16 protein-coding genes are annotated in these 14,284 nt (G+C 69.6%); 8 read left to right on the top strand and 8 right to left on the bottom strand.

Annotated features, from left to right (window positions below; genetic code table 11):
- Positions 1–2: 2 nt before the first annotated feature.
- From ACLJPX_RS32975 to ACLJPX_RS32955, 5 genes are all read right to left on the bottom strand, one after another.
- Positions 3–668: a response regulator transcription factor gene (locus ACLJPX_RS32975; protein WP_410604340.1), complete on the bottom strand. Its 666-nt coding sequence runs from the start codon at positions 666–668 to the stop codon at positions 3–5.
- Complete coding sequence (locus tag ACLJPX_RS32970; protein ID WP_410604339.1) at positions 665–2,056, bottom strand: sensor histidine kinase; 1,392 nt, start codon at positions 2,054–2,056, stop codon at positions 665–667. The genes ACLJPX_RS32975 and ACLJPX_RS32970 overlap by 4 nt, the downstream gene beginning before the upstream one ends.
- A gap of 9 nt (positions 2,057–2,065) precedes the next feature.
- Positions 2,066–2,335 (bottom strand): hypothetical protein, encoded by a 270-nt coding sequence (locus tag ACLJPX_RS32965; protein WP_410604338.1) that lies wholly within the window; start codon positions 2,333–2,335, stop codon positions 2,066–2,068.
- Between the two features lie 71 nt (positions 2,336–2,406).
- Entirely contained in the window at positions 2,407–2,799 is a 393-nt protein-coding gene (locus tag ACLJPX_RS32960) for a hypothetical protein (protein WP_410604337.1), read from the bottom strand.
- A complete protein-coding gene (locus ACLJPX_RS32955; protein WP_410604336.1) occupies positions 2,705–3,556 on the bottom strand; it encodes a hypothetical protein in 852 nt (283 codons plus the stop codon). The genes ACLJPX_RS32960 and ACLJPX_RS32955 overlap by 95 nt, the downstream gene beginning before the upstream one ends.
- A 147-nt stretch (positions 3,557–3,703) precedes the next feature.
- On the opposite strand from ACLJPX_RS32955, the gene ACLJPX_RS32950 reads away from it, so the two are divergent.
- Positions 3,704–4,144: a DUF5994 family protein gene (locus tag ACLJPX_RS32950; RefSeq protein WP_101606182.1), complete on the top strand. Its 441-nt coding sequence runs from the start codon at positions 3,704–3,706 to the stop codon at positions 4,142–4,144.
- Here the strand turns inward: ACLJPX_RS32950 and ACLJPX_RS32945 are convergent.
- Positions 4,137–4,964, bottom strand: a complete 828-nt coding sequence (locus tag ACLJPX_RS32945) for an NAD(P)H-binding protein (protein ID WP_410604335.1) — start codon at positions 4,962–4,964, stop codon at positions 4,137–4,139. The genes ACLJPX_RS32950 and ACLJPX_RS32945 overlap by 8 nt on opposite strands.
- A 148-nt stretch (positions 4,965–5,112) precedes the next feature.
- Here ACLJPX_RS32945 and ACLJPX_RS32940 point away from each other — a divergent pair, with 148 nt between their 5' ends.
- The 6 genes from ACLJPX_RS32940 to ACLJPX_RS32915 all read left to right on the top strand — a co-directional run bounded on the left by ACLJPX_RS32940 (position 5,113) and on the right by ACLJPX_RS32915 (position 9,481).
- Entirely contained in the window at positions 5,113–6,258 is a 1,146-nt protein-coding gene (locus ACLJPX_RS32940; RefSeq protein WP_410604334.1) for a CaiB/BaiF CoA transferase family protein, read from the top strand.
- Positions 6,259–6,317: 59 nt separating this feature from the next.
- Complete coding sequence (locus ACLJPX_RS32935) at positions 6,318–7,496, top strand: FAD-dependent monooxygenase (RefSeq protein WP_410604333.1); 1,179 nt, start codon at positions 6,318–6,320, stop codon at positions 7,494–7,496.
- Between the two features lie 153 nt (positions 7,497–7,649).
- Positions 7,650–8,231 (top strand): RNA polymerase sigma factor, encoded by a 582-nt coding sequence (locus ACLJPX_RS32930; RefSeq protein ID WP_410604332.1) that lies wholly within the window; start codon positions 7,650–7,652, stop codon positions 8,229–8,231.
- Positions 8,222–8,788: an Asp23/Gls24 family envelope stress response protein gene (locus tag ACLJPX_RS32925; RefSeq protein WP_410604331.1), complete on the top strand. Its 567-nt coding sequence runs from the start codon at positions 8,222–8,224 to the stop codon at positions 8,786–8,788. Before ACLJPX_RS32930 ends, ACLJPX_RS32925 begins: the two co-directional genes overlap by 10 nt.
- On the top strand, positions 8,778–9,179 hold the full coding sequence (locus ACLJPX_RS32920; RefSeq protein WP_410604330.1) for an Asp23/Gls24 family envelope stress response protein: 402 nt from the start codon (positions 8,778–8,780) through the stop codon (positions 9,177–9,179). The genes ACLJPX_RS32925 and ACLJPX_RS32920 overlap by 11 nt, the downstream gene beginning before the upstream one ends.
- Entirely contained in the window at positions 9,176–9,481 is a 306-nt protein-coding gene (locus tag ACLJPX_RS32915) for a hypothetical protein (RefSeq protein WP_410604329.1), read from the top strand. Before ACLJPX_RS32920 ends, ACLJPX_RS32915 begins: the two co-directional genes overlap by 4 nt.
- Before the next feature lie 71 nt (positions 9,482–9,552).
- Here the strand turns inward: ACLJPX_RS32915 and ACLJPX_RS32910 are convergent, their stop codons facing one another.
- The gene (locus ACLJPX_RS32910) at positions 9,553–10,224 is read right to left on the bottom strand and encodes a fasciclin domain-containing protein (RefSeq protein WP_101606175.1); all 672 of its coding nucleotides are present in this window, start codon (positions 10,222–10,224) and stop codon (positions 9,553–9,555) included.
- Positions 10,225–10,312: 88 nt separating this feature from the next.
- Positions 10,313–11,875: a molybdopterin-dependent oxidoreductase gene (locus ACLJPX_RS32905; RefSeq protein ID WP_410604328.1), complete on the bottom strand. Its 1,563-nt coding sequence runs from the start codon at positions 11,873–11,875 to the stop codon at positions 10,313–10,315.
- Positions 11,876–12,776: 901 nt separating this feature from the next.
- Here ACLJPX_RS32905 and argG point away from each other — a divergent pair.
- Positions 12,777–14,225, top strand: a complete 1,449-nt coding sequence (argG, locus tag ACLJPX_RS32900) for an argininosuccinate synthase (RefSeq protein WP_410604327.1) — start codon at positions 12,777–12,779, stop codon at positions 14,223–14,225.
- Positions 14,226–14,284: the final 59 nt, after the last annotated feature.

The following is a 14,284-nucleotide window of genomic DNA, read 5'->3' as shown; positions in this document are numbered from 1 at the left end:
TCTCATCGGGACTCACCGAGCCGGTAACCCATCCCCCGCACGGTTTCGATCCGCTCGGCGCCGATCTTGCCGCGCAGGTAACGGATGTAGACGTCCACCACGTTCGAGCCGGGGTCGAAGTCGAAGCCCCAGACCCCGCCGAGCAACTGCTCGCGGGACAGGACCTGGCCGCGGTTGCGCAACAGCGTCTCCAGCAGCGCGAACTCGCGGGCGGTGAGGTCCTTCTCCTCCCCTGCCACCGAAGCCTTCCGCGTCCGGAGGTCGAGCGAGAGGTCCCCGGCGCGCAGCACCGCCGGTTCGGCTTCGGGGTTTCCCCTTAGCCGCAAACGGATCCGGGCCAGCAGCTCCTCGAACGCGAACGGTTTGGCCAGATAGTCGTCGGCGCCGCCGGACAGGCCGGCGACACGGTCGACGACGCTGTCCCGCGCGGTCAGGATGATCACCGGCACCGTCCGGCCCGCCGCGCGCAAGGCGCGCAACAGATCCGAACCGTCGAGATCCGGGAGCCCGAGATCGAGCACGACCAGATCGTGCGCGCCGGTCAACGCCTCGGTCAGCCCCTCGGAGCCGGTCTTGACCCAGCGGGTCGCGAAACCCTGCGCCCGCAGGCCCTTCTCGACGAACGCGCCGATCCGCGCGGAGTCCTCCACCACCAGCACACTGGTCACCGATCCGCCCCTTCCACGACAGGGATCTCCATGGTGAACCGCGCGCCTTCGCCGGGCACGGTGTCGAGCAGGACGCGGCCGCCGTGCGCCTCGGCGATCGCGGCGACGATCGCCAGGCCGAGTCCGGCGCCGTCGTCGCCGCTCGAGTTGCTGCCGCGCTTGAACCGTTCGAAGATCCGGCTCCTCGAATCGGGTGGTACTCCTTCACCTGTGTCGCGGACCCAGAGCCGCGCCGTCGTCGCGGTGACCTCCGAGCCGAGGGCGATCTCCTGGCCCGGCGAAGTGTGCCGGACGGCGTTGGAGACCAATTGCAGCAGGGCTTGCGTGAGCCGCTGCCCGTCCGCGCGGACGGTCGCCTCGGCGACGGCGTCGAGCCGCCAGGCGCGGTCGGCCAGCGGACGGGATTTGGCGAGCGTCTCGACGGTGAGATCGGCGAGGTCGGTATCGCCGGGCGAAAGAAAGTCGGGTCTGCCGGATTTCGCGAGGACCAGCAGGTCGTCCACGATCCGTTGCATCCGCCCGAGTTCGTCGAGGACCAGATGCCGTGTGGCCGCGTTCTCCTCGGGGTCGTCGCCCATCAATTCGAGATGACCGCGGACGATCGTGATCGGCGTGCGCAGTTCGTGCCCGGCGTCGTCGATGAAGTCGCGCTGCCCGGCGAAGGCACTTTCGAGCCGGTCCAGCATGGTGTTGAAGGTGCGCCCGAGCGCGGCGACGTCGTCCGAGCCGCGGACCTCGATCCGGCGCGAAAGATCGGTCTCGCCGATCTGTTCCGCGGCGAGGCGGACCTCCCGCACCGGCGCGAGGATGCGCCCCGCGACCAGCCAGCCGATCAGCCCGGCGAGTACCAGCGCGGCGCCGGACATCGCGGCCATGACGCCGACGACGTCGTTGATCTCGCCCGCGGCGTGGTCGACGAACTCGACGATCACCAGCGCGCCGCGGCCCGGCGAGCCCTCGATGGTCACCGGGACGACGCCGTAGCGCGCGGATCCGACCGCGGTGGTGACCGTGCCGTAGGCCGGGCTCGTCGCCCGGGACAGTTCGGCGGCGAACTTCGGGTCGGTGTCGAGCCGGACCGGCGGCTCGATCGCGCTCCTCCTCGACGCGGCGCCGTCGACGATCGAGAAGAACGTCTCGTACTTCTCGGGCAGATTCCGTTCCAGGTGACGGCCGAGGATCGCCTCGACGGTGGCGGGCTGCCCGGCGGGCCGGGCGTCCGGCGACGCCAGGAAGGCCCTGAGTTTGCCCGTCTCGTGCGCGATCTCGTTGTCGAGCCGCTGGTCCAGCTGGTTGTGCAGGACGGTGCGGGTCGCCAGCAGCGATCCGGCGAGCGCGAGCAGGACGACCAGCAGGACCCACGCGAGGATCCGGGCGCGGGCGCTCATCGGCCCCGCTCAGTCGTCGAGGTCGAAGTCGAAAGAGTCGTCACCGTCGTCGTCATGGTCGTAGTCATCATCGAGGTCGTCGTCGTGCCCGGCCAGCCGGGGCGGGACGACGGCGGGCGGGGCGCCGCCCTCCCCCGGTCCGGTGACGGCCTGCCCGGCGGGGGCGACGACCGCAGGGCCGAGGTCGGGCGGCGCGGCGGCGGTGGCCGCGATGACGGCGAACGTGCCGGTGGCCGCCACCACGACGGCGGCGACCCCGGCCAGGACGAAGATGCGCATACCACTCAGGCTGCCCGGCGGAGGTGAGCCGCCGATGAGGGCTCGATGAGAACTCTCTCATCGAGCCGGGCTCACGAACGCGCGTGCGGATACTCCGGAGAGCGGTGCTGGAAGGACAGGATGTCGGTGTTCCGGATCGTGCCCTCGCTGATCTCGACGGCGCGGTCGAGCGTTTCGTCGGCGGCCCAGGCGGAGGGTCCGCCCAGCATCCGCTTCAGATGCGGCAGCAGCGCGCCGCTGATCTCCCAGGTGGCCGAGTCCCAGAGATAGGACGGGCTGTGGTCGACGGCGTAATAGGTGACACCGCCGACCGCGAAGGTCGGCTCGGTGAACGTCGTCGGCTTCGCCCAGCTGAAACCCATTGCCTCGTCACAGGAAACGTCGACGACGAGACTTCCGGGCCTGAACCCGGTGAGATCCTCTTCCTTCAGGAACATCAACGGGGCCTTGGGGTCCTGCAGCACGCAGTTGACGACGATGTCGTGCCCCACGAGGAAGTCCGACAGCGGTACGCGGCCGGTCTCGGTGATGGCGTGGCTGCGGCGGAGATCGGCAGGCCCGTTCAGGTCGTGGTCGAGGTGCACGATGTTCGCGGAATGGATCGGCGAACCGACCGCGGTCACGCCGCGGTGGGGTGAGCACGTGCACGTCGTGGATCCCGTGGGCGTTCAGCGCCGTCACCGAACCCCGCGCGGTCGCCCCGAAGCCGATCACGACGGCGCGGAGACGGCGGCCGTAGTCGCCGGTCGAACCGATCAGCTGCAACGCGTGCAGCACCGAGCAGTAGCCCGCCAGTTCGTTGTTCTTGTGAAAGACGTGCAAGCCGAACGAACCGTCGCCCCGCCAGTGGTTCATCGCTTCGAAGGCGACGAGCGTCAGCTTCCGGTCGATGGCCAGCTGGGTGAGCTTGTCGTCCTGGACGCAGTGCGGCCAGCCCCACAGGATCTGCCCCGGCCGGAGTTCGGCCAGGTCGTCCGCGAGCGGTTTGGCCAGGAGGATGATGTCGCATTCCGCGATGAGCCATTCCCGTGACCGCAGGCCGGCCACGAGCAGCACCAGATCCTCGTCCGGGATGCCGAAGCGCTCGCCGTAGCCGTGTTCGAGGTAGATGCGTTTCCGGAGTTCCGGGGCGATCCGTTCGAGATGGCGCGGATGGATCGGAAGCCGCCACTCGTTTTCTTTGCGAGAGCGGGAGATGACGCCGAGAGTGAGCTGGTCCACGTGGGCCCCTTAGCTAGACCACAGTCTAAGCACAAAGACCGCGACCAGCGTAAACTCGCACTGTCCGAGAGCATTTCGCGCGTGGGCGGTCGAGCTCACGTCGTCCTCGGCGCATCCGGGCCGTTCGGCCTGGGACGGAGCACCGCCATGACGGTCCCGCAGACGAGCACCCTTGACCATCCGAAGCACGTCGCCCGCTTGCGCTTGAAGCCCAAAGCGCCCTCCACCGGCTATGTCGACGGCGCCTGGTGGCCCGCGTCCCGTGATCTCGCCGCCGAACTGCCGTCCCTGCTGGTGGTGCTGGCCGTCCAGCTCGACCACATCGAGCGGGTGACCTACAACCTCGAGGCCTGGCCACCCGCTCCCCGGCGGCTCGTCGTCGAAAGCGGCGACGTCCGGCTCGAAGGGTTCCGCTCACAGCACTTCGATTCCTTGACGGTGGTCGGCACGTCGGGCAGGCGACGGCTGACCCTGCTGGTCGTCCCGCCGGAGACCGAGCCGGAGCTCGCGCATCACCTGCTGATGACCGCGGCGCACCGGGACAGCGTCGACGACTTCGAGACCCTGCTCGCCTCTCGGCTCATTTGAACGCCCCCGCGTTCCGGGCCGCCCAGTCGGTGAAGGTCCGCCCCGGCCGTCCGAGCACTCGCTCGACGTCGGGGCCGACCCGCTGCTCGTCCTCCGTCGGTCTGCCGAGGATGGCGAGCGTGGCTTCCACGACCACGGGCGGCATGAACGCCGACATCGCGGCTCGGGCCTGATCTTCGGTCAGTTCGGCGAACCGCACCGGCTCGCCCAGCGCGTCACCGAGGGCCGTCGCCTGTTCCCGGGGCGAGATCGGCCCGGGTCCGGTCAGCACGTAGGTCTGTCCACTGTGGCCTGATTCCCGCAAGGCGGCCGCCGCGACGTCGGCGATGTCGGCCGGGTCGATCACCGGCAGCGCGACGTCGCCGAACGGCGCGGCGAGGACCCGGTCTGCGCGGATAGCCGGTGCCCACTGGAAAGCGTTCGACGCGAAGCCTCCCGGCCGCAGCACCGTCCACTCCAGACCGGACGCCTTGACCGCCTCTTCGAACGCCGGCGCGTGCCGTCCGCTCCCGACGCCTTGGGAGGACAGCAGCACGATCCGCCGCACCCCGGCCTCCCCCGCCGCCGCGACGACGTCCGCGACGTCACCGCCCGCCGCCAGGAATTCCCCCGACGTCAGAAGGAAAGCCCGGTCCGCGCCTTCGAAAACCGGCTTCAGGTCTCCGGGCACCGCGAGGTCGGCACGCACCGTCCGCACCCCGTCCGGCACGTCCGCCGCCGAGATCCGGCGTGACACCGCCGTCACCTCTTCCCCCGCCGCGGCAAGGGTTTCCACCAGCCGCCGTCCCACGTTCCCGGTCGCTCCGGTCACCACGATCATGGTCGCTCCTCGGTTCGCTCTTCGTTGACGCGACCGAAGCTACCTTCCTGGGGATAGTAGGTACCTAGAGGAAAGTATTGGGAAAACCGGCCTTTCGTGAGCGCGATCACAACTTCGAAGACGCGAGCGGCCGCTTAGGGTCGGGTCCATGCCCGACACCGCACTCGGCCCGCTGCGCGTCCTCGACTTCTCGCGGGTGCTCGCCGGCCCGTTCGCCACCATGCTGCTGGCCGACCTCGGCGCGACGGTGGTCAAGGTCGAGCGGCCGGGCACCGGCGACGACACCCGCAGCTGGGGACCGCCCTACGACGCGGCGGGCCAGGCGACGTACTTCCAGTCGGTGAACCGGAACAAGACGAGCGTGGCGCTGGACCTCGGCGATCCGGACGATCTCGCGAAGGCCCGCGCGCTCGCGCTGGAGGCCGACGTCGTGGTCGAGAACTTCCGGCCCGGCGTGATGGACCGCCTCGGCCTGGGCCCGGAGACGCTGCGAGCGGCGAACCCCGGGCTGGTCTATTGCTCCGTCACGGGTTTCGGCTCCGGCGGTGGCGCCGCGCTGCCCGGCTACGACCTGCTCATCCAGGCCGTCGGCGGGCTGATGAGCATCACCGGCGACCCCGCGGGCGAGCCGCAGAAGGTCGGCGTCGCGCTCGTCGACGTGCTGGCCGGGCTGTTCGCGAGCGTCGGCATCCTCGCCGCCCTGCGCCACCGCGACCGGACCGGGCAGGGGCAGCTCGTCGAGATCGACCTGCTGTCCAGCCTGCTCGCCGCGCTGGTCAACCAGGGCAGCGCGTACACCTCGGGCGGGACGGTCCCGGCGCGGATGGGCAACCGGCACCCCAGCATCGCGCCGTACGAACTCGTCCCCTGCGCCGATCACGAACTCGCGCTCGCCGTCGGCAACGACCGGCAGTTCGCGGCGTTGTGCGAGGTCATCGGCCTGCCGGAGCTCGCGGGCCAGCCCAGGTTCGCGACCAATCCGGCGCGGGTCGAGCACCGCGCCGAACTCCGCGCGCTGCTGGAGGAGCGCCTCGGCCGCCGTCCGGCCGCCGACTGGGCGGCGGACCTGAGCGCCGCTGGGGTGCCGGCCGGGGAGGTCAACGACGTCGCGGGCGCGTTCGCCCTCGCGGAACGGCTCGGCCTGAACCCGACGGTCGACCTCCCCCGGCCCGACGGCACCTCCGTCCGGCTGACCCGCAACCCGATCGGCCTGTCCACGACGCCACCTCGGTACGAGAGCGCGCCGCCGGACGACCCCGGGCAACTCACTCTCCCCCTGCCGGGCTGGAGCTGACGGACGGCCGTCAGCGGACTGTCAGCACTTCGTCAACACCGGCCGCGAAGCTCCTGACCATGACGAACAGGACAGTCCTCATCTCCGGCGCCAGCATCGCCGGACCCGCGCTCGCCTTCTGGCTCTCCCGCCAGGGGTACGCGGTCACCGTCGTCGAACGGTCGGCGGAACTCCGCACCGGCGGCCAGGCGGTCGACTTCAAGGGCGCCACCCACCGCGCCGTGCTGGAGCGGATGGGCATCCTCGACGAGGTGTACCGGCGCCAGACCGGCGGGCACGACCAGACCATCATCGACGCCACGGAACGGCCACTGGCGGTCATGCCCGGCGAGTTCACCGGCGGCGACGTCGAGATCCGGCGCGGCGACCTGTCCGAGATCCTCTACGAACGGACCGCTCAGGACTGCGAGTACGTCTTCGGCGACTCCATCACCTCGCTGACCGAGACGGCCGACGGCGTCGACGTCACCTTTGTACGCGGCGCGCCGAGGCGGTTCGACCTGGTCTTCGGCGCGGACGGCATCCATTCGACCGTGCGACGGCTGGCGTTCGGCCCGGAGGCCGGCTACGTGAAGCACCTCGGCCACTACTACGCCCTGGTCGAGACCGGCGAAGGCGACGATTTCCGCGGCCCGGGCGGCACCTCGGTCATGTACAACGAGCCCGGCCGTCTCGCCGCCACCGGCGGGCCCAAGGCCTCCGCGTTCTTCGTGTTCGCCTCCCCCGAAATCGCCTACGACCGGTACGACACCGCGCGGCAGAAGGAGATCCTCACCGCGGCGTTCGCCGACGGCGGCTGGCGGCTGCCCGAACTGATGGAGGCGGTGAAGCGGTCGGACGACGTCTACCTGGACTCGATCAGCCGCGTCACGATGGACGGCTACTCCACCGGCCGCGTCGCGCTCCTCGGCGATTCGGCTTACGGGAACACGTTGGGCGGCTTCGGCACCGGGCTCGCCATCGTGGCCGCGTACGTCATCGCGGGCGAGCTCGCCTCGGCGAACGGCGACCACGAGGTGGCGTTCCGGCGGTACGAGGAGAAGTTCCGCGGTTACGCCAAGATCGCCCGCGGCGCCAACGCGGGCCCGTTCCTCGCGCCGCCGACGAAACTGCGGATGAACCTCCGCAACCAGATGTTCCGGCGGTCGTTCATGCTGCGCTGGATGCTGTGGGTGACCGACAGGTTCGCGACCGACATCGCCTTGGAGGACTACCCCGCACTCGCGTACCGTGCGTGACCATCTGACTTCGGCGTGCGCTGTCCGCTGTGACGTGGTCGGCTGGACCGGGTTTCCCGCGTGACGTTTCCGGGGAAGACGTGTCTTACGGGAGTCACCCGAGATGGTGGCGTGAAGGGAGCTTCGGATGGCGTCACTGCACAGGTGCGGTGGATGACGACGTCAGCGAGAGACGACGCACCGGCCGCCGGCGAGACGGTGCTGGACGACGCCACGCTGGTGGCGCGGGCCCGAGACGGTGAAATCCGCGCGTACGAGCAGCTCGTCCTGCGGTTCCAAGGGCCGATGTACCGGCTGGCGCTGCGGATGCTGGGGAACAAGGGGGATGCCGAGGACGTCGTCCAAGAGGTGTTCCTCCTCGCCTGGCGGCGGCTCGACCAGCTGCAGGAGGACGCGGCGTTCGTCGGCTGGCTCTACCGGATGACGACCAACCGGTGCCTCAACGTGATCCGCGCCAGGAAACCGGTGGCCGACGTCGAACTCGACCTGCGGGAGTCCGAAGGGTCGGCCGGACGGCCGGACCGCGCCGCGGAGACCAGCGCGCAGATGACGGCGCTGACCGGGGCACTGGACCAGCTGACCGCCGAGCAACGGGCCTGCTGGCTGTTGCGCGAGGTCCACGGCCGCTCCTACGAAGAGATCGCGAAGGCGATCGGGGCGACCACCACCGCGGTGCGGGGACGCATCGCGCGAGCACGAGCACAGTTGGCGGAGGTGATGGCGCCATGGCGATGAACCACGCGACTCAGGACTACTTGCTCCCGTGCGGCAGGGACGTCGAACAGGTCTGGGAACGACTCGACGAGGTCGACGCAGGCCGGGCGGACGCGCACGAACTCGACTGCCCGCACTGCCGGGCGACCCGCGAGAGCCTCCGGGTGCTGCGCGGGCTGACCAGGGAACTGGCCGACGACGACGCCGAGCCGTCGGCGGATCTCGCGGGCCGGATCATGTCCGCGGTCCGCGCCGAGGTGCGGCGCCGGGACCTGGTGCCGCTGGCCAGCCCCGAGCCGGGCGAGGTGCAGGTGAGCGATCAGGCGGTCGCGGCGGTGCTGCGGTTCGCCGCGGACTCCGTCGACGGCGTCCGCGCGCGGCACTGCCGGGTCCGTCGTTCGCCGGAAGACACCGACGCGCTGGCCGTGGACGTGGAACTGAACCTCGCGATCGCGCATGATTTCGACGGTGACTCGCTGGACGTGGTCCGGGAGCGGGTCACGGCGGCGGCGGGTGCCAGGATCGGTCTCCGCCTGGCGCGGCTCGATCTCGTGGTGGAGGACATCTATGACGCGTGAGCAGGCACCGGCCGGCCAACTGGTCGAAACGGTGATCTCCCCGCCGGTGATCGCGGCGGTCGCCGCGCATGCCGCGGCGAAGGTCCCCGGCGTGGTGCGCCTGGAACCCGGGTTGCGCGGACTGGCGGGCTCGCTGACCCGGATCGCGCGGCAACGGATCAAGGGCCTCGAACCGGCACCGACCGAAGGGGTCCGCGCCTTCCTCGACCACGATCCGCCCGGGGTGCGGGTGGAGATCGACGTTTCACTTTCCGGGCTGGACCAGGCGGCGGCGACCGCGCAGGCGGTGCAGCGTGCCGTCAGCCGGGCGGTCACCGAGGCGACCGGGCTCACTCCGTCGGCCGTCTCGGTGTCCATTTTGGACATCGAAATCCGTGGAGGACTGTTGTGACCGCACGTTCCGAACTGACCGCGTCGCTGCTGAGCACGCTCCGCGACATCCCCGGGTTGCGTGCGGCGACGCCGTCCACCACGGCCGCCGCTTCGGCGGTGCCGTGGGATCTCGACGTGATGGCCGTCGACATCTCCGAGCACGTCGTCGAGATCCGCGTCGTCGCGCTGGAGGTGCCGATCCCGCCGCTGACGGAGGTCGCCGGCGCCGCGTTGCGCGCCGTGCTGACCGGAACCCCTTGGGAGAACGCGAGTCTTCGGCTCGTGGTGACCGATGTGGACGCCGCCGCGCTCGTTCCCTGATCTTCCTGGCATACGACGATCGCGGTGGCCGCGCCCGAGGGCGTGGCCACCGCGATCGTGGTGTGGGGACCTTAGTTCTTGTTGGTGCCCGGGGTCATCACCTTGTCGATGACGAACACGGTGGCGTTCTTGGTGGGGATGTTGCCGCACAGGATCTTGGCGCCGTTGACGGTCATGTTGTCACCGGTACCCTCGATCTTGAGCGGGCCGCCCGCGGTGTTCAGGCTCTCCAGCGTCTTGGCCGACTCCAGGCCCTTGGCGTCGTAACGCTTGCCGACGACGTGGTACTGCAGGATCGGGGCCAGCTCGGCCGGCTTGCCCGCCAGCTCGTTGAACTTCGCGTCGCCGAGGGCGGCGAAGGCCGGGTCCGCCGGGGCGAACACGGTGATGGCCTGCTGGCTGTTGAGCGTGTCGACCAGGTCGGTGGCCTTGACCGCGGCGACCAGCTTGGTCAGCAGCGGGTTGGTCGAGGCGGCGCTGGCGACGGGCTGCGGGCCCATCGAGTCCAGCGAACCGGGCGAGCTGCCCTGCGGCAGCTGCGAACAGGCCGGGCCGAACACGTCGGCGTTGGTGGTGACGCCGTCACCGGAGGCGGCGCTGGACATCGGGGCGGACATCGAGCTCGAAGGCGCCGGGGCACTGCTGGAGCCGCCCGCCGAGGGGGTGTCGTTGCTGCTGCAGGCGGTCAGGGCCAGTGCGGCGACCGCGGTGAAACCGATTCCTGCGACGCGAAGCTTGCTCACGGAAAATCACTCCATTTGTTTTTCGGACTCTTACCGGGTATTCGGAACTGCTGCGGAATCGGATTGCCACTCTTTCGGGTGACGCCGATCACCGTGCGGTGAAACTGATGACGTGCCAGCCCGTCGCACCGTCCGGAACGGTTCCGGCGCGCGCGTCGGTCTGGGTGTAGCCGGATTTGTCGACCGCGCGGACGGTGACCTGGTGACTGCCCGCCGGAACGTCGAATTCGGTCCACCACATCCGCCAGGTGTTGAGACCCACCTCGCGGGAAAGCGTTGCGGGCTGCCAATTCCCGTTCGCGCTGAGCCGGACTTCGACCCGCTCGACACCGGTGCGCTGCGCCCAGGCGACACCCGAGATCCGGACCTTGCCTGCGGGTACCGTTTCGAATCCTTTCGGACTGTCGATCCTGGACTGCGTTTTGATCGGGGCCTGTTCGCCCCAGCCGCGATCGAGCCAGTACGCGCGGCGTGCTTTCCAGGTGGTGATCTCCAGGTCTTTGACCCATTTCGTCGCCGAAACATAGCCATAGAGACCCGGGATGACCATTCGGGCGGGAAAACCGTGTTCGACCGGCAGCGGTTCCCCGTTCATCCCGATCGCCAGCATCGCTCCCCGCTCCGGATCGAGCGCGGCCACGACCGGGCTGCCCGCCGTCCAGCCGTCGACGCTGGTGGAGAAGATCTGCTCGGCACCGGGCAGGACCTCGGCCTCCCGCAACAGATCCCCGAGGTCCACGCCGATGAAGTTCGCCGTGGAGACGTAGGTGCCGCCGACCTCGTTGGACACGCACGTCATGGTGATCGTGCGCTCGATCAGCGGGCGGTTGCGGATGTCGTCGTAGCTGAACCGCTTTTCGTTGCGCACCATCCCGTGCAGCCGGAGACTCCAGTCCTCGGCCCGGACCTGCGGGAGCGACAACGCGGTGTCGACGCGGTAGAAGTCACGGTTCGAGGTGAGGAAGGTCGGCGTGCCCAGTTTGGCGAAATCCGCGTCGGCCGGGATCGGCGGCGCCGCCTCGGCGGGCACGAGCCGCCCGATGGCGGCACGGGAAGACTCCGCGTCCCGCGTCCCGGAGATCAGCTGCCCACCGGCGCCCGCCGCACCCGCGGCCACGACAGCCCCGGCTCCGGCCAGCAACACCGACCGGCGGGACGGAGCCCCACCGGGGGTCTCGTCGGTGACGCGCGACCTGGCCGTGGCCAGCCGGTGCAGCCAGAAGAAAACGCCGACTCCGGCGATCAGACTGGCCAGCGGCGCGAGCAGGGCCACCGCGGTCAGGTCGGGCCGCTGCGACACGGCGAAACCGCCCAGCAACCCGAAGGCCGCGATCAGCACGATCCCCGGAACGGGTGACCGGCGCGAGGCGATCCCCGCCGCCGCGGCGGCGAGCACCATCACCACGGCCATCCCGCCGAGCAGCACGAGCTTGTCGTAGACCCCGAACGTCCGGACCGCGAAATCCTTCAATTCCACCGGGGTCAGGTCGATCGCCCCGTTGCCGACCGCCAGGTACGGCGAGGCGTTGAGGCTGATGAACCCGGCCACCAGATGTCCGGCCGCCAGTGCCGCGGCGAGGGCCACGACACCGATCAGCGCCGCCCCGAAGAAGGGGAGGCGTGGTTCCCGATCGGCTCGCGAAGTCTTCATGCCGGGTATTCGTGGCCACTGGCGCTTCGGACTGGTTTTCTTTTCCCATAAGGAAAATCGATCAATTCACAAAGGGCCTCGCCCAGTATTCGTGGCGGAGGCGCCCGCGGACAGGTCACAAAAGGGACACGGTCCCTGAAGTCCACAGTGGACGTACGCCCTGGAGGCATCAGGAGGGGTTGCCCGCCTGCCCATGTGCCTGCTTCGGGTGTCGCGAAAGCCACTTTCGGGACGTCTGATGTCCCGAAAGTGGCTTTCGCGACACCGCCACCCCGCCCAGTGCCGCCCGGAGGTGGCCCAGCCACGTTGCGAAAGCCACGTTCGCAACGTTGAAGGTTGCGAACGTGGCTTTCGCAGCACCTGCCGGAGGGACACGACCAGGAGGGCGTCGGTCCGACTGGTCGTGAGTGGCGATTCGGGTTAGAGCCAAAGGGGTCTTAGGTACCTGCCGGTTGCGGCTGGAGTTGGTCGCAGGTCCGTGAAGGCCTCCTTGCCTACCCTGAAGGTAGGGAAGGAGGCCTTCACGGACTACCTGCTCGCCCTCCGCAGCCTCGGGCGGCGGCGCCAGCCCGGCAGTCACGGGCGGCGGCGCGTGAAGGACCCCTTCCCCAAGTACATGAAGGCCCCCTTCCTGTACCTAGGCGCAAGGAAGGGGGCCTTCATGTACTGCGGGGGCGAGCCAGAGCGGCAGTGGCGTGGCGGGCCGAGTCGTCGCGAGGGCCGCGCCAGCCAGTCCGGGTGTCGCGAACTTGCGAACACTCGCACGCAAAATCCAGCAGGTACCCAGGGCGCCCTTGGCTAGAACCCGAATCGCCACTCACGACCACCGGGACCACCCACCAGAGTTGCCCTGCTCACCCCGGCTTGCATGGTCATACACTCCTATGCATATACTTCCATCATGTCCAAGGTACTCACCTCTCTGCCTGTCGGCGAACGCGTCGGGATCGCCTTCTCCGGCGGCCTCGACACCTCCGTAGCGGTCGCGTGGATGCGCGAGAAGGGTGCGGTGCCGTGCACCTACACCGCTGACATCGGCCAATACGACGAACCCGACATCGCGTCGGTCCCGGGCCGGGCGAAGGCCTACGGCGCCGAGATCGCGCGGGCCGTCGACTGCAAGGCCGCGCTGGTCGAGGAAGGGCTCGCGGCGCTGGCCTGCGGCGCCTTCCACATCCGCAACGGCGGCCGCACCTACTTCAACACCACCCCGCTCGGCCGCGCGGTCACCGGCACGCTGCTGGTGCGCGCGATGCTCGAGGACGACGTCCAGATCTGGGGCGACGGCTCCACCTTCAAGGGCAACGACATCGAGCGGTTCTACCGCTACGGCCTGCTCGCGAACCCGTCCCTGCGGATCTACAAGCCGTGGCTGGACGCCGCGTTCGTCAGCGAGCTCGGCGGCCGCAAGGAGATGTCCGAGTGGCTGCAGGGCCACGGGCTCCCCTACCGGGACAGCACCGAGAAGGCCTACTCGACGGACGCGAACATCTGGGGCGCGACCCACGAGGCCAAGTCGCTCGAACACCTCGACACCGGCATCGAGATCGTCAACCCGATCATGGGCGTCCGGTTCTGGGACTCCGAAGTCGAGATCGCGCCCGAGGACGTCACGATCGGCTTCGAGCAGGGCCGCCCGGTGACGATCAACGGCAAGGAGTTCGCCACCGCGGTCGACCTGGTCCTGGAGGCCAACGCCATCGGCGGACGGCACGGGCTCGGCATGTCCGACCAGATCGAGAACCGGATCATCGAGGCCAAGAGCCGCGGGATCTACGAGGCGCCGGGCATGGCGCTGCTGCACGCGGCGTACGAGCGGCTCGTCAACGCGATCCACAACGAGGACACCCTCGCCAGCTACCACAACGAAGGCCGTCGTCTCGGCAGGCTGATGTACGAAGGCCGCTGGCTGGACCCGCAGGCCATGATGCTGCGCGAGTCGCTGCAGCGCTGGGTCGGCGCGGCCGTCACCGGTGAGGTCACCCTGCGGCTGCGGCGCGGCGAGGACTACTCGATCCTCGACACCACCGGCCCGTTCTTCAGCTACCACCCGGACAAGCTGTCGATGGAGCGCACCGAGGACTCGGCGTTCGGCCCGGTGGACCGGATCGGCCAGCTCACCATGCGGAACCTCGACATCGCCGACTCGCGCGCCAAGCTCGAGCAGTACGCCGGGCTCGGCATGGTCGGCGGCGGGCACCCGACGCTGATCGGCGCCGCGCAGGCCGCGTCGACCGGGCTGATCGGGGCGATGGACGCGGGCGGCGCGCAGGTGATCGCGTCGCGCGGCAAGGCTTCGGGCGACGACGAACTGCTCGACCACGCCGCCATCGAATCCGGAACGGACTGAATCGACACGGACTGACCCGAACAGAAACGGGACGCGAAAGCGCCGGGCGCGCGGCATCG

It is taken from the genome of Amycolatopsis sp. lyj-90, from assembly GCF_046549035.1.
Lineage (GTDB): Bacteria > Actinomycetota > Actinomycetes > Mycobacteriales > Pseudonocardiaceae > Amycolatopsis.
This window is presented reverse-complemented; position numbering and strand designations above follow the sequence as displayed.

Coding starts and splice junctions, on each gene's coding strand:
- ACLJPX_RS32970 (WP_410604339.1), bottom strand. CDS start 2,056: ATGAGCGCCCGCGCCCGGATCCTCGCGTGGGTCCTGCTGGTCGTCCTG.
- ACLJPX_RS32965 (WP_410604338.1), bottom strand. CDS start 2,335: ATGCGCATCTTCGTCCTGGCCGGGGTCGCCGCCGTCGTGGTGGCGGCC.
- ACLJPX_RS32950 (WP_101606182.1), top strand. CDS start 3,704: ATGACGGTCCCGCAGACGAGCACCCTTGACCATCCGAAGCACGTCGCC.
- ACLJPX_RS32945 (WP_410604335.1), bottom strand. CDS start 4,964: ATGATCGTGGTGACCGGAGCGACCGGGAACGTGGGACGGCGGCTGGTG.
- ACLJPX_RS32940 (WP_410604334.1), top strand. CDS start 5,113: ATGCCCGACACCGCACTCGGCCCGCTGCGCGTCCTCGACTTCTCGCGG.
- ACLJPX_RS32935 (WP_410604333.1), top strand. CDS start 6,318: ATGACGAACAGGACAGTCCTCATCTCCGGCGCCAGCATCGCCGGACCC.
- ACLJPX_RS32930 (WP_410604332.1), top strand. CDS start 7,650: ATGACGACGTCAGCGAGAGACGACGCACCGGCCGCCGGCGAGACGGTG.
- ACLJPX_RS32925 (WP_410604331.1), top strand. CDS start 8,222: ATGGCGATGAACCACGCGACTCAGGACTACTTGCTCCCGTGCGGCAGG.
- ACLJPX_RS32920 (WP_410604330.1), top strand. CDS start 8,778: ATGACGCGTGAGCAGGCACCGGCCGGCCAACTGGTCGAAACGGTGATC.
- ACLJPX_RS32905 (WP_410604328.1), bottom strand. CDS start 11,875: ATGAAGACTTCGCGAGCCGATCGGGAACCACGCCTCCCCTTCTTCGGG.
- argG (WP_410604327.1), top strand. CDS start 12,777: ATGTCCAAGGTACTCACCTCTCTGCCTGTCGGCGAACGCGTCGGGATC.